Here is a 14,959-nt window from a genome sequence, read left to right on the forward strand (position 1 = left end):
AATCATGACAACCAGGACCAGAAGACCGGGAGAGCTGGTGTTCAATGGGCTATTAGTGATTATCAGTCTGTTTTTAGTTTACCAGTCATCCCTGATTTCAGGGTTCACATCATGGAGTTCCCCCGGATTCTTTCCGGTGCTTGCATCGCTGATTATGCTGCTTTCTTCCGTCTTTTCTTTCGTCCGGGGCTGCCGGATGAGTTCACCGACACTGCCAGTGCTTTCATTCTGGAGAAGGGTATTGCCCCGGCAGGTGATGATCATGATGCTTGCCGTCGTTATTTTTGCCTTCGCACTCAGCGAAATTGGCTTTTTGCCGGCCAGTTTTATTTTTCTGCTGGTGACGATCAGATTGTTTTACAGCAAGAACTGGCTCAAAACACTTTTTATTACCATTGTCTCTCTGGCCATTATCTATCTGATTTTCAGAGGTATCTTCCAGGTCATTCTGCCAGAAAGTGAATGGCTGACCCAACTCACTGGTATCGGGGTATAATCGATCATGGAAGCACTTCATCTGTTCTTCACTTCATGGATTTCAGCAGAACAACTGGCACTCACCGCTCTGGGAACCTTTCTCGGTATTTATATCGGTGCGATTCCGGGACTATCAGTCACGATGGCGGTCTCTATTCTGATTTCTTTTACCTTCTCCTGGGAGCTGGATCATGCCCTGTGTCTGATGGTTGGCGTTTATATGGGCGGTGTCTATGGAGGGTCCAGAACCGCGATATTACTTAACATTCCCGGCGCGCCTTCTGCAATTGCCACCGCATTTGATGGTTTCCCGCTGGCGCAAAAAGGAGAAGCCGGGCGGGCAATTGGTCTCTCTACGGTGATGTCTGTGATTGGCGGATTTGTCGGAATTATCATTCTTTCTTTTGCCGCACCGGCCATCAGTGAGATCGCGATAAAACTGCAGCCCCGTGATTACTTTATGATTGGTATCCTCGGTATCATGCTGATTAGTTCAATGTCACAGGGACAGTTTTCAAAAGGTTTATTCACCGGTGCACTGGGTATTCTGCTGGGTACGGTCGGTATGGATCCGATGACCGCAGAAGAACGCCTGACTTTCGGAATTGTTGAATTGTGGGATGGTATCAATCCGGTCGCGGTCATGATTGGTATGTTTGGCCTGTCTGAGGTGCTTATCCAGTTACATTTCATGGATAAACCCGCCGTCAAACAGATACTGGATAAAATTATCCCGAGCCTGAGCGAGATAAAAAAATATCTGCCACTGAGTATCAAATCCTCCATCCTGGGTGTCATTGTTGGTGCACTGCCCGGTACCGGAGGTGATATTGCCTCACTGATGGCTTATGACTATGCCAAACGCAGTACAAAAAAACCGGAAGTCCCCTTCGGTAAAGGCGCTAAAGAAGGTCTTATCGCTCCGGAATCCGCCAATAATGCCGCCGTGGGTGGTGCTTATATTCCGATGCTGACACTCGGCATTCCCGGCGATGCGGTCACGGCGGTCTTTATTGGTGCTTTGTTTATCCATGGCCTGAATCCCGGGCCGTTATTGCTGAACGATAATCCGGACATGTTCTGGTTTACAGTCGGTAACCTGACACTGGCAAATATATTTGTACTGATATTCGGTCTGACGGGCATCAAAGTCTTCAGCAAACTGGTGACCTGTCCGAAAGGGATTCTGGTACCGCTGATTATGATTTTGTCTGTGGTTGGTGCATATGCGATTAACAATGCACTGGCAGATGTCTGGTGGATGCTTGGATTTGGCATTATCGGTTATTTCATGCGGATTTATCAGTACCCGGTTGCGCCTGTCATTCTTGGTGTCATCCTTAGTGATCTGATGGACCAAAACTGGCGTCGGGCGATGTTAATTGAGCAGGATAGTCTGAGCAGTCTTCTGAATGGTATTGTCAGCAGTCCGGTTTCATGTCTGCTGCTTGGTGCCATCATATTTATTATCATCTCACAAACGCCACTCTGGAAAAAATTCCGGCAACTCAATAAATCTGGCAGTTAACAGTTCTTTTCAACGTAGAATGACTATGTCTTCAAATCAGTGCCTTGTCTCAAAGCCAGACAAATCTCACTGAACCCTGCATCTTCAGGTTGTTTGGGTATATAAGCGGGCATAAAAAAACCAGATGTATCATCATCTGGTTTTTTATTCACAATCATCTTAAGATTTTGACTTAACCGATATGTGTCAGACCACCCATGTATTTTTGTAATACATATGGCACAGCGATGCGGCCATCGGCCTGCTGGAAGTTTTCCATGATCGCAACCATCGTCCGGCCAACCGCAAGACCAGAACCATTCAGTGTATGTAACAGCTCGGGTTTCTTCTCACCTTTACGGCGGAAACGGGCCTGCATCCGGCGCGCCTGAAAATCCCACATATTTGAGCAGGAAGAAATTTCGCGGTAAGTCTCCTGTGCCGGTACCCAAACTTCCAAATCATATGTTTTACGGGCACCAAAACCCATGTCTCCAGCACACAACACGACCTTACGATAAGGTAATTCCAGCATCTGCAGTACTTTCTCTGCATGTCCGGTCAACGCTTCCAGCGCTTCCATTGAATCTTCCGGGCGGGAAATATGCACCAGTTCCACTTTGTCAAACTGGTGCATACGAATCAAACCGCGGGTATCCCGGCCATATGAACCGGCTTCAGAGCGAAAACATGGTGTATGAGCCGTCATTTTCAAAGGCAAATCAGCCTCGTCAACAATCGTGTCACGGACGATGTTTGTCAGCGGAACTTCAGCAGTCGGAATCAATGACAGCTTACGGGGCTCTTCATCATTCACTTTTTCAGTCAGCGGTTCAGTATGAAATAAATCCTGACCAAATTTAGGTAACTGGCCTGTGCCATACAAGCTGTCTGCATTCACCAGATAAGGGACATACATTTCAGTATAACCATGCTGCTGTGTATGCAAATCCAGCATAAACTGGGCAATTGCACGATGCAGTCTGGCAAACTGACCTTTCATCACGATAAAACGTGCACCGGTCAGTTTGGTTGCAGAAGCAAAATCCAGCCCGTCACTCAGCTCACCTAAATCAACGTGATCTTTAATGTCAAAATCGTACGTTCCAGGCTCGCCCCAGCGGGAAATTTCAACATTATCGTTTTCATCTTTACCATCAGGCACTGAGTCATCCGGAATATTCGGCACTGATAAAGCGAGCGTTTCCAGCTTTTCCAGCACTTCAGCCAGTTCAATTTTTTTCTTATCCAGATCACTGCCAAGAGAACCGATTTGCAGCTTGATCGCGTCAGCACCCTCTTTATCACCAGCGGCCATTTTCTGACCAATTTGCTTGGAAATGGAGTTGCGTGTGGATTGTAAATTTTCAACTTCTACCTGAATCGACTTACGTTGCTCTTCAAGTTGACGAATCGTATCTACATCGAGGTTAAATCCCCGACGCGCCAGTTTTGCCGCTGTCTCATCCAGCTCGGCACGAAGTAATTTAGAATCCAGCATTGCTAATCCTATGCTTGTTTTGTTGTAAAAAATTTTTCTAAGACATTTTCAAAGAAAAACAGACGAATTATTCTTTTTTAATCTGAGTATCTGGTCAGCTGCACAAACTGTGAGCCCTGACCAGTCAAAGCCAGACTACAGAAGATAACGAAAACTCATTACTTTTCATAGCGCTTTTGTGAGCTTTTTGCATCTAAGTCTGACAGGTAATCCAACTTATCCTTAATTTTGGCTTCCAACCCTCTTTCCGTCGGGTAGTAATAGCGCGTTCCGGCCATCTCTGGCGGGAAATACGCTTCGCCTGCGGCATAGGCGCCCGGCTCGTTATGTGCGTAACGGTAACCCTGACCGTACCCAAGATCTTTCATTAGTTTAGTCGGAGCATTTCTTAAATGTGGCGGCACCTCTAATTCCGGCGTCGATGCCGCATCATTCAATGCCTGCTTCCAGGCCGTATAAACCGCATTACTCTTAGGAGCACAGGCCAGATAAACAATCGCCTGTGCGATTGCCCGCTCCCCTTCAGCCGGACCGACACGGGCAAAGCAGTCCCATGCGGATAAAGCAACCTGCATCGCCCGCGGGTCAGCATTGCCAATATCTTCCGATGCAATAGCCAGTAAGCGCCGCGCAATATACAAAGGGTCACAACCGGCACTGATCATTCTTGCCGCCCAGTAAAGCGCGCCATCCGGGTTTGAACCCCGGATTGACTTATGGACGGCCGATATCAGGTCATACCAGATATCACCCTGATTATCAAAACGGGCAACTTTCTCTCCGGCAACCTCAGCCAGCAGTGCCAGATTGATGATTTTTTCGCCCGCTTCATTCTCTTCAGCCATATCATACAACAGCTCAAGATAATTCAACGCCATTCTCGCATCGCCCTGCACCAGCTCAGCCAGACGAAGTAACGAGTCCTCTCTGAAATCTGCCGGCACATTTCCCATCCCGCAGGATTCATCTTCAACTGCCTGAGTCAGCGCCTTCGCAATGTCTTCTGCAGTCAGCGTACTGAGTTTGTATACCCTTGCCCGGGATAACAATGCATTATTTAACTCAAAGGAGGGATTCTCAGTAGTGGCCCCGATGAATGTGACCGTACCGTCTTCGATATGCGGCAGAAAAGCGTCCTGCTGGGATTTATTGAACCGGTGGACCTCATCTACAAACAGAATCGTTCTGAAACCCGCCAGTTTATTTTCTCTGGCCCGCTCGATGGCTGCCCGGATGTCTTTGACGCCGGAAGTGACGGCCGACACCCTTTCTACTTTGGCACTGGCATAATTTGCAGCCAGTTCCGCCAGTGTGGTTTTTCCCGTACCCGGCGGTCCCCATAAAATCATGGAGTGTAAATGCCCGCTTTCCAAAGCACGCCGTAATGGTTTCCCCGGACCCAGGATATGCTGCTGTCCAATATAATTTTCTATCTTTTGCGGCCGCATTCTGGCGGCAAGGGGACGAAAGTCTTCGTCCCCGGCAAAATCTAAACTGTAGTTATCCACGTGAATTAGCTTTATTGTCGCTGATCATCAACTTCAACCCCATCAGGAATACTAAATTTAAATTTAGTCTCTGACGGCCGTTTCAGCTGAATTTGATTAAAGGTAAATAAACTGCGCTGACCATCCTGTTCTATCACATCAAACCCTTTCACAACACCTTTTGCATCAATTCGGATATGAAACTTACCTTGCTGGTTTTGCGCGACAGGAATCAGCGTAAATTCATCACCTTTCTGAGTCACCTGATACTGGTCCCAGTCCGCTTTCTTATTCCGGGTCAACAGCACAAAAGGCGTTTGTTCTGTCGCCTGTTTCTGATTATAAACAGTGACCTGCTCAACGAATGGTGTGTAATACCAGACAGTTTGACCATCAGAGACCAGTAAATTTTCGTCCGGAGAGGTCGTTTCCCAGCGAAACAGGCTTGGCCGGGCAATATCAACCGTCCCTTTTCCCTGCGACACGACATCCCCCTCAGGGCCAAGAACTTTCTGAGAAAAATGCGCCGAAAATCCGTCGCTCAAAGACAGCCTTGCACTTAATTCATCCTTAGGAGCGGCATACACCATAAAACTGCACATGAGCAATGCAAAAAATTTTTTCATAAATAATCAATACTCCAGCCTGTCGCTTCAGTGCGACTCAAATTCAATCCAGTTCCAGAAATTCAGATATAACTATTTTGTCTGTTTGTTTGTCAGAGCCATGTCTGAAAAGTCTGTTTCTCTCATTTTCTGAGACTCCGCCGCCACAGCTCAGTTCAGGCAGCAATGCTTAAATTTTTTCCCGCTTCCGCAGGGACAGGGATCATTCCGGCTTACCGTCTTATAAGGATTTAACCGGTTGCCCTGACCTCCGGTTAAAACCGCATCAGCGGAGGCGAAGACTTCCTGAATCATCCAAGGCAAATTCGGCACCATCTCATCGTACGACGGCAATTCGGTCAATCCGGCCTGACGCATTTGCTGATGCGTCTGCTCTTCATCAATTACCAGCATCCATGTTGTCAGTAACCCCTGTAGCATTCGATGAGTGCCGTCTGATACGGAGGCTTCCAGCCAGCCTGCTTCTATCAACGGCCAGACCGTCATAAACCCTTCAGCAAAATCGGCTATCTCTTCAGTTGAAAACTGTGCAAACATGGCATAAAACGCATGCTCAGGCTGCGCCAAAACATCATATTGACTTTGATAATGGGTAAGAATCAGCTTTTCTGCATGATCATCCAGTGAACCGAACAGCAAGGGATGCCAGGTCTCTGGTGGTAAAGGGTGACAGGTCATATTAGCTGCCAGCATGGCACCTTCAATAAATAATACGGATTCGGAAGCCGGTAAACCGGCGATGTCTAATAATTGGTAACTCATGCGGCTTTATTCAAGATTCATTCAGCCGATCATTATACGCGGAACGGCAGAAGGATGACACTTCCCTGAAGCATTAGAGTGACATTTTAATCAACCCGGACTACAATCTCGCGTCCTGAAATTGAGAACATGAATTTTATGCGAGTCGTACTTGGCCCGATGGAGGGCGTTTTAGATTATTTAATGCGGGAGCTCCTGACCGAAATCAACGATTATGATCTGTGTGTGACAGAGTTTGTGCGTGTCGTTGAGCAACTGTTACCAAAACACGTCTTTTACCGGTTATGTCCCGAACTCCATCACGGCTCAAAAACACGTTCCGGCGTGCCGGTAAATGTCCAGCTTTTAGGTCAACACCCTGAATGGATGGCAGAGAATGCATTCCGTGCGGCTGAACTGGGAGCGCACGGAATTGATCTCAATTTCGGCTGCCCGGCCAAACTGGTCAATAAAAGCAAAGGGGGTGCTGCTCTGCTTGCCTACCCGGAAGAAATTTACCGAATCGTAAAAGCCTGCCGTGAAGCTGTACCTTCTCATATTCCTGTTTCAGCTAAAATCCGCCTCGGGCTGGAAAACCCGGATGATTGTTTTTCGATTGTAGATGCCGTAGAACGGGCAGGTGCCAGTGAATTAACCGTTCATGCCAGAACAAAAACCGGCGGCTATAAAGCCAGTGAAATCAAGTGGGAATATATTGATCAGATTCGTCGCCGATCAAACATACCGCTGATTGCGAATGGTGAAATCTGGAATTTTCACGACGCACAACGTTGCAGACAAGTAACCGGTGTCAATGATCTGATGATCTGCCGCGGCGCACTGAATACGCCAAATCTGGGAAATATGATTAAACATAACCATCAGCCGATGCACTGGAAAGAGGTGCTCGGACTGTTAGTCAAATATTCCGGCTATGAAGTCAGAGGAGACAAAGGGAAATACTTCCCTAACCGAATCAAACAGTGGTTTTGCTTCCTGAAACAATCTTATCCCGAAGCGAATGACTTATTCAGAGAAATCAGAACACTGACTGAAGTCGGGCCAATTGTGGACGTCATCGCCCGAAGTCAGGAACAGGCAGATTCATGAATTGTTTCTGAAAGAGATAAAAATATCCCCGGTTTGCCAATGACACAGAACCGGGGATTCCAATGAGTTTCAAATCATTAACTCAGTAATAAGCTATCATCCGACAGCGCTTCACCACGAACTTTGGTAAACATATCCAGTAAGTCAGGCACATCCATGTTTTGTCTTTGTTCACCGGCAACATCCAGTACGATTTTACCCTGATGCAGCATGACCGTACGGTCTCCGCAAGCCAGTGCATCTTTCATCGAGTGCGTCACCATCATGACAGTCAGATTAAACTCATTCACTATCCGCTTCGTCAAATCAATGATAAACGCCGCCATTCGCGGATCCAGCGCTGCGGTATGTTCATCAAGTAATAACAGCTTACTGTCGGAGAGCGTTGCCATCACCAGACTGACGGCCTGACGCTGCCCGCCAGATAACAGACCGATACTGTCTCCCAGACGATCTTCCAGCCCCAGTCCCAGAATACTGATACGTTCCTGAAATAACTTACGCCGCTTAGAAGACAACGCATGTGTCCAGCCCCGCCTTCTTCCACGCATGTAGGCCAGAGCCATATTCTCTTCAATGGTCAACGCACCACAAGTACCGGCCAGCGGGTCCTGAAATACCCGGGCACAAAAGCTGGCACGTTCATCCACCGTACGACGGGTAACATCTGTTTCGTCAATCACAACCTGTCCGCCAACCATTGGCGTTTCCCCGGTCACTGCACCCAACAGCGTTGATTTTCCGGCACCATTTGAGCCGATCACAGTCAAAAACTGATGCTCTGGCACCGTCAGATCCACACCACGCAATGCACGGTTTTCCAGAATCGTTCCGGGGTTAAAAGTCACCTGAATATTTTCCAGCTGAATCATGCTTCACCTCCGGTCTTACGCTTATCACCTGCACCGGATTTATCAACCGGTGAATTTTTCTTTTTCATATTCTTTTTCATGCGCGGCATAATCAGCGCAATGGCAACAAGAATCGCGGTAACCAGGTTCAAATCGGAGGCCTGTAATCCGAACATGCCGGAGCTCAGGGCAAATGCAACAGCAAGACGATACAGCACCGATCCAAGAATAACCGCCAAAACCGCAACCCATATTCTGCGTCCCGGAATCAGGGTTTGTCCCAGAATCACAGCGGCCAGACCTACCACGATCGTTCCAACCCCGGAAGTCACATCCGCAAAGCTGTTTGTCTGCGCAAACAACGCACCGGCAAATCCGACAAAACCGTTGGAGAGCGCCAGACCAAAATAGGTATAAAATGCGGTGCTGGCTCCCTGAGCAGCCACCATCCGGGCATTGACACCGGTAGCCCGCAAGCCAAGTCCGAAATCACTATTGAGTAACCGGACGACAAACCACGCAGAGAACAGGACAAGTACACCCACAACCAAAGGACGGATGTACATCGAATCGCCTAAAGATTCAAAAGGCGTCAGAATTGTATCTTCACCAATCAGGGCAATATTGGGTCTGCCCATGATGCGTATATTGATAGAAAATGCAGCGATCATAGTTAAAATTGAAGCTAAAAGATTCAAAATACCACAACGCACTGTTAAAAATGCAGTCACCCAGCCAGTCATTGCCCCGGCAATAATTGCCAGACACGTCGCAATCCACGGATTAATACCTGCAACGATTGCCGTTGCAGCCACTGCAGCCCCCATTGGGAAACTGCCATCCACACTTAAATCAGGAAAATCGAGTACACGGAAAGTTAAATAAACACCCAAAGCGACCAAGCCATAAATCAGCCCGATTTCCAGTGCACCAAAAAAAGCAAAAGCAGACATATCTACTCCCTTTCTGCTTAAAATCAGGGTTGATACAATCAACCCTGAAAATGTGTTACTTAATACTTGTTGCTCTGTCGAGAACAGACTGAGGAATCGTGAAGCCTAATTTATCCGCTGCGGTTTTATTCACAACCAAATCAGAGCCTTTTGCGACTTTGACATCTAAAGAACCCGGTGTTTTACCATTTAAAATGTCAGCTACATAATCAGCGGTCTGGACACCTATCTGATAATAATCAAACCCAAGGCTGGCTATTGCCCCTCTCTGAACATAAGACGTTGCAGCACCGAAAACCGGCGTTTTAGCCTGATTCGCCGCCACAATCATACCTTCAATGGCGCTGGCAACGGTATTATCGATTAAGGCATAAATAATATCTGAACGGGCAGCAATCGTTTGAGTGGCAGACTGAACATCCGCACTTTTTAATGCCGTCGCTTCAACCACTTTTAAACCCTGCTCTTTCGCACTTTTTTTCAGCAACTCCATCAGGCTGACGGCGTTTGCTTCACCAGGATTATAAACCACACCAATTGATTTCACATTTGGCATCAATTCTTTAATCAGCTCAACGTGCTGTTTGACCGGAGATAAATCAGAAAGCCCTGTGACATTTTTACCGGGTTTTTCCATTGTCTTAACCAGCTTTGCGCCAACAGGATCTGTCACCGCCGTAAATACAACCGGAATTGAGCGTGTTGCAGAAACCAGAGCCTGTGCCGTTGGTGTTGCGATGCCAACCAGTACATCCGGATTTTCACCAACAAACTGACGGGCGATTTGTACCGCAATCGCAGGGTTTCCCTGTGCTGTTTTGTATTCAAACTCTAAATTTTTACCGGGCTCAAAGCCTTTTGCTTTCAAACCGTCCAGCAATCCCTGACGGGTTGCATCAAGTGCCGGGTGTTCAACAATCTGAGAAACAGCGACTTTGGCGGTTTTTGCCATCAGACCCGTTGAGGAAAGTAAAGAAGCGCCTGCCAGTACAGCAGTCGCAATTATTTTTCCTGCTTTCATCTTAACTCCTTGAATTCAAACGATGGATGCGGATGTTGTGTTTTATTCAGGTGCTTCATCTTCCCGGTTAATCCAACCAGAAAAATTTTCACCTTTATCTTTGTTTTCATAGCTATCCGGATTATTGATTCGGCCGAAACAATCAGCTCTTTCCATACAGGCAAAGAAACCGAAATAACCGGACCCCATAGTCTCATGATAGAATATGAATGATTTATTTTTATTCTGCTTCATTGTTTATAGTGCAGTACTTGACATTATTACCAGCAAGTTACAACAAAGTGAAGTGGGATTTTTGGTTATCTTCATCCGGATGAGAAACCGTATGAAACCAGATATGGCCACTAGCCTGAAAGCTGGCAGCCTGTAAAGAAATGCAAAATTGTTAAGCGATCAGAACCAGCGTTCTAATACCGAGCGATCCAACTGACGAAACGCCCGGTTCAGAATAAATGCAAGCTCTTTATAACGTGGATTTGATTTGATAGGTTCCAGCGCAAAGCCCGTATCGAGAATTTTCTGATGTAGTTCCCTGTACCAGCTGGCTAAAGCAGGCGGAAGCAAGGTGTTTGCGCGGTTTCCCAGCCACCACATACCCTGTAATGGCAAACTCAGTGCAAACAGTGCAATCACGATAGATTGGGGAATGGCTTCAGCGTTATCAAAAGCCATTTGAGTCAGAACACTAATTGCAGCAACAGGCGGCATTACTTTAACGCCAAAACGTGTCGCTTTGATAATGCGCTGTTCCGGGAATAAAGGGGTTAATTCTTTTCGCACAGGCCAGATGTCCATGTACTTTTGTCCATCTCTGAGGCTATGCATTATTCCTGCATGATTACTCATAAGCAAATCTCACTCACCAGCATAGTGATTATAATATTAGTTGAAAAAATAAAATAATTCTGCAAAATATTATCGGACGTTCATATTTATACAAAATTTTTTTTGTTATCGGGCCTCATTGCCGCTATCCTTGGCGGGCCCTTTTACTGACATTGTTGCTTCGATTTATCATTTAAGCAACTTTGAAATAAATATTGGCCATAATTAAAGTGTATAACCTTTAAGTGAATCACGATTAGGTGTGCACACGTGATGTTTTTTGACCAAAGTTCGTATACACAGTATTTAACTGGGTTATTCTTGGTCATTGTTGTATGTAAACCGATTATACAGGTAGTTAATCATGTCAAAGCTAGTTTTAGTATTAAACTGCGGTAGTTCTTCACTTAAATTTGCAATCGTAGATGCTGAAAACGGTAATGAATCTCTTACGGGGCTTGCAGAATGTCTTCATCTGCCTGAAGCCCGTATTAAATGGAAGCTGGATGGAAAACATGAAGCCCAGCTTGGTGATGGTGCCGCTCATGAAGAAGCACTGTCATTTATTGTTGAAACGATTTTAGCCTCTAAACCTGAACTCGCAGAAAATCTAGCTGCTATCGGTCACCGTATCGTTCATGGTGGTGAACAGTTCACACAATCTGCACTGATTGATGAAGCTGTATTGAAAGGCATTGAGGATGCTGCAACATTTGCGCCTCTTCATAATCCGGCGCATGTAATTGGTATTAAAGCGGCCCAAAAAGCATTCCCGAAATTGAAGAATGTTGCCGTATTCGATACTGCATTCCATCAAACTATGCCTGAAGAAGCGTATTTGTATGCGCTGCCTTATAAGTTATATAAGGAACAAGGTATTCGCCGTTATGGTATGCATGGTACGTCTCATCTGTTTATCACACGTGAAGCTGCTGAACGTCTGGGTAAACCTGAGAATGAACTCAATATCATCAACTGCCACTTAGGAAATGGTGCATCTGTGTGTGCGATTAAGAATGGCAAGTCTGTTGATACATCGATGGGTCTGACACCTCTGGAAGGTCTGGTGATGGGCACACGCTGTGGTGATATTGATCCGGCGATCATTTTCCACCTGCACGATACGTTAGGTTATTCTGTTGAACAGATTAACACCATGCTGACAAAAGAGTCGGGCTTACAGGGTTTAACAGAAGTCACTTCTGACTGTCGTTATGTTGAAGATAACTACGGTACAAAAGAAGACGCAAATCGTGCCATGGACGTTTTCTGCCACCGCCTTGCAAAATATGTTGCCGGCTATACAGCCTGTCTTGATGGCCGTTTAGACGCCATTGTATTCACAGGCGGTATCGGTGAAAACTCTGCGCCAATTCGTGAGATGGTTCTGAACCGTCTGGGTATTCTTGGCGTTGAAGCAGATAAAGAAGCAAATCTGAAAGCACGTTTTGGTGGCGAAGGTGTTATCACTACAGAATCAAGCCGGATTCCGGCCATGGTGATTTCAACCAATGAAGAGTTAGTTATTGCTGAGGATACTGCACGACTAACAGGCATTTAATTACGAAAACTGGCTAACATGATGTTAGCCAGTTTTTTTTCCGGGGTCTGATATAACATCGCGTATTGTTTATTGGGCTTTATTCCTTTCTGCAATATCACTTTCATAAATATTGCAATCGATAGCTGAAGGTACTCTATTCATGTCTCGTACTATTATGCTGATTCCTATTAGCGCTGGTGTTGGTTTAACCAGCGTAAGTTTAGGGGTAATCCGTGCCATGGAGCGCAAGGGTGTAAAAATTTCTTTTTACAAACCAATCGCCCAACCAAGACACGGCGGCGACCAACCTGATCTGACATCAACTATTCTGAGCTCAAACAGTGACATTAAAACAGCTGAATCACTGGCAATGTCAAAAGTAGAAGCATTGATGGGTAGTGAACAAATGGACGCTCTGCTGGAAACCATCGTTGAGCGCTATAACTCCATCAATACGGGTTCTGATGTCACACTGATTGAAGGTCTTGTTCCAACACGTAAACATCCGTTTGCCAACCAGGTTAACGCGGAAGTTGCGAAAACTTTAGGCGCTGAAATTGTATTTGTTGCGACGCCAGGTACTGACAACCCATCTCAATTGAAAGAGCGAATTGAAGTGGCTTGTTCTAACTTCGGTGGCACAAAAAATCAACACATTTCTGGTGTCATTATCAACAAACTGAATGCACCGGTTGATGAAGCTGGTCGGACCCGCCCTGACCTGTCAGAAATCTTTGATGATGCTGACAGTGCACTTCAGACCAACCTCGAAGTGATGCAAATCTTCAACTCCAGTCCTATCCGGGTACTGGGTTGTATTCCATGGCGTGTCGACCTGATTGCAACCCGTGCAATCGATATGGCGAAGCACCTGAACGCTGAAATCATTAGTGCTGGTGACATCAATACGCGCAGAATTAAGAGCATTACCTTCTGCGCACGTTCACTACCAAATATGATTGAACATTTCCGTCCGGGTTCACTGCTTGTCACTTCTGCAGACCGTCCTGATGTCATTGTTGCAGCGGCTCTGGCAGCAATGAACGGTGTTGAAATTGGTGCTGTATTGCTCACTGGCGGATACGATATTCCTAAAGAAATCGTCGGTCTGTGTAAACCAGCGTTTGAATCTGGATTGCCAATATTCAAAGCACAAGGCAATACATGGCAAACGTCTCTGAATCTGCAAAGCTTTAGTCTGGAAGTACCAGCAGATGATAAAGAACGTATCGAGTTCGTTAATGAACACATCGCAAGTCATATTGACGGTCCTTGGGTTGATACATTGACAGAAACAACGGCTGGTGTTCGTCGCCTTAGCCCGCCGGCTTTCCGTTATCAGCTGACTGAATATGCCCGTCGTGCGAACAAACGTATTGTGTTACCTGAAGGTGATGAGCCTCGTACCGTGAAAGCTGCATCTATCTGTGCAGAACGTGGTATCGCTGAATGTGTGCTGTTAGGTAACCCTGAAGATATTAAACGCGTCGCTGATCAGCAAGGTGTTGTTCTGGGTACAGGGATTACAATTATCAATCCTGAAGAAGTACGTGAACAATACGTCGCTCGCCTGGTCGAATTACGTAAGAATAAAGGCATGACTGAAGTTGTTGCCCGTGAACAGCTTCAGGATACTGTTGTTCTTGGCACAATGATGCTTGAGAAAGCTGAAGTTGATGGTCTGGTTTCCGGTGCTGTTCACACAACAGCGAATACAATCCGTCCACCGTTGCAATTAATCAAAACAGCGCCAAATGCGTCACTGGTTTCTTCCATCTTCTTCATGCTGCTGCCTGATCAGGTACTGGTATACGGAGATTGTGCAATTAACCCGGATCCAAATGCAGAACAACTGGCTGAAATTGCTATCCAGTCAGCAGATTCAGCAAAAGCATTTGGTATTGACCCACGTGTTGCAATGATTTCTTACTCAACAGGTACGTCCGGACAGGGCGAAGATGTTGAGAAAGTACGTGAAGCGACCCGTATTGCACAGGAAAAACGTCCTGATTTGGTTATTGATGGTCCACTTCAGTACGATGCTGCGATTATGGAAAACGTGGCGGCATCTAAAGCACCTAACTCTCCTGTTGCCGGTAAAGCGACTGTATTTGTATTCCCGGATCTGAATACGGGTAATACAACATACAAAGCGGTACAACGTTCAGCAGATTTGGTTTCTATTGGTCCGATGCTGCAGGGTATGCGTAAACCTGTTAACGATTTGTCCCGTGGTGCACTGGTTGACGATATCGTTTATACAGTTGCACTGACAGCGATTCAGGCAGGTCAGGAATAAATCTGATTATTGTGCCTT

General features: G+C 46.2%; 14 protein-coding genes. 5 read left to right on the forward strand and 9 right to left on the reverse strand.

Features of this window, described 5'->3' with window-relative positions:
- The first annotated feature begins 4 nt into the window (after nt 1–4).
- Both OC443_RS12040 and OC443_RS12045 read left to right on the forward strand, forming a co-directional pair.
- Nucleotides 5–496: a tripartite tricarboxylate transporter TctB family protein gene (locus OC443_RS12040; protein WP_073579876.1), complete on the forward strand. Its 492-nt coding sequence runs from the start codon at nt 5–7 to the stop codon at nt 494–496.
- Nucleotides 497–502: 6 nt separating this feature from the next.
- Complete coding sequence (locus OC443_RS12045; RefSeq protein WP_073579847.1) at nt 503–2,005, forward strand: tripartite tricarboxylate transporter permease; 1,503 nt, start codon at nt 503–505, stop codon at nt 2,003–2,005.
- Nucleotides 2,006–2,177: 172 nt separating this feature from the next.
- Here the strand turns inward: OC443_RS12045 and serS are convergent, their stop codons facing one another.
- The 4 genes from serS to OC443_RS12065 form a co-directional block, all read right to left on the reverse strand.
- A complete protein-coding gene (gene serS / locus OC443_RS12050) occupies nt 2,178–3,485 on the reverse strand; it encodes a serine--tRNA ligase (protein WP_073579848.1) in 1,308 nt (435 codons plus the stop codon).
- Nucleotides 3,486–3,643: 158 nt separating this feature from the next.
- Nucleotides 3,644–4,993, reverse strand: a complete 1,350-nt coding sequence (locus OC443_RS12055; protein ID WP_073579849.1) for a replication-associated recombination protein A — start codon at nt 4,991–4,993, stop codon at nt 3,644–3,646.
- 11 nt (nt 4,994–5,004) lie between these two features.
- Nucleotides 5,005–5,598 carry an outer membrane lipoprotein chaperone LolA gene (gene lolA, locus OC443_RS12060; protein WP_073579850.1) on the reverse strand — a complete coding sequence of 198 codons (594 nt, stop codon included), beginning with the start codon at nt 5,596–5,598 and terminating at the stop codon, nt 5,005–5,007.
- A 150-nt stretch (nt 5,599–5,748) separates the two neighbouring features.
- Nucleotides 5,749–6,360, reverse strand: a complete 612-nt coding sequence (locus tag OC443_RS12065; protein ID WP_073579851.1) for a YecA family protein — start codon at nt 6,358–6,360, stop codon at nt 5,749–5,751.
- A gap of 138 nt (nt 6,361–6,498) precedes the next feature.
- Here OC443_RS12065 and dusC point away from each other — a divergent pair, with 138 nt between their 5' ends.
- Nucleotides 6,499–7,449, forward strand: coding sequence for a tRNA dihydrouridine(16) synthase DusC (gene dusC / locus OC443_RS12070; protein WP_073579877.1), 951 nt, complete (start codon nt 6,499–6,501; stop codon nt 7,447–7,449).
- A 77-nt stretch (nt 7,450–7,526) separates the two neighbouring features.
- Here dusC and OC443_RS12075 read toward each other — a convergent pair whose 3' ends face one another.
- The 5 genes from OC443_RS12075 to yfbV form a co-directional block, all read right to left on the reverse strand.
- Nucleotides 7,527–8,321, reverse strand: coding sequence for an ABC transporter ATP-binding protein (locus OC443_RS12075; protein ID WP_073579852.1), 795 nt, complete (start codon nt 8,319–8,321; stop codon nt 7,527–7,529).
- The gene (locus OC443_RS12080; protein WP_073579853.1) at nt 8,318–9,253 is read right to left on the reverse strand and encodes an ABC transporter permease; all 936 of its coding nucleotides are present in this window, start codon (nt 9,251–9,253) and stop codon (nt 8,318–8,320) included. Before OC443_RS12080 ends, OC443_RS12075 begins: the two co-directional genes overlap by 4 nt.
- Before the next feature lie 55 nt (nt 9,254–9,308).
- Nucleotides 9,309–10,274, reverse strand: a complete 966-nt coding sequence (locus OC443_RS12085) for an ABC transporter substrate-binding protein (protein ID WP_073579854.1) — start codon at nt 10,272–10,274, stop codon at nt 9,309–9,311.
- A gap of 42 nt (nt 10,275–10,316) precedes the next feature.
- Complete coding sequence (locus OC443_RS12090; RefSeq protein WP_262021675.1) at nt 10,317–10,508, reverse strand: hypothetical protein; 192 nt, start codon at nt 10,506–10,508, stop codon at nt 10,317–10,319.
- A 159-nt stretch (nt 10,509–10,667) separates the two neighbouring features.
- Nucleotides 10,668–11,120, reverse strand: a complete 453-nt coding sequence (gene yfbV / locus OC443_RS12095) for a terminus macrodomain insulation protein YfbV (RefSeq protein WP_073579855.1) — start codon at nt 11,118–11,120, stop codon at nt 10,668–10,670.
- 343 nt (nt 11,121–11,463) lie between these two features.
- Here yfbV and OC443_RS12100 point away from each other — a divergent pair, with 343 nt between their 5' ends.
- Both OC443_RS12100 and pta read left to right on the forward strand, forming a co-directional pair.
- On the forward strand, nt 11,464–12,660 hold the full coding sequence (locus tag OC443_RS12100; RefSeq protein ID WP_073579856.1) for an acetate kinase: 1,197 nt from the start codon (nt 11,464–11,466) through the stop codon (nt 12,658–12,660).
- A gap of 142 nt (nt 12,661–12,802) precedes the next feature.
- Nucleotides 12,803–14,941, forward strand: coding sequence for a phosphate acetyltransferase (gene pta, locus OC443_RS12105; RefSeq protein WP_073579857.1), 2,139 nt, complete (start codon nt 12,803–12,805; stop codon nt 14,939–14,941).
- The last annotated feature ends 18 nt before the right edge of the window (nt 14,942–14,959 follow it).

It is taken from the genome of Vibrio quintilis (assembly GCF_024529975.1).
Lineage (GTDB): Bacteria > Pseudomonadota > Gammaproteobacteria > Enterobacterales > Vibrionaceae > Vibrio > Vibrio quintilis.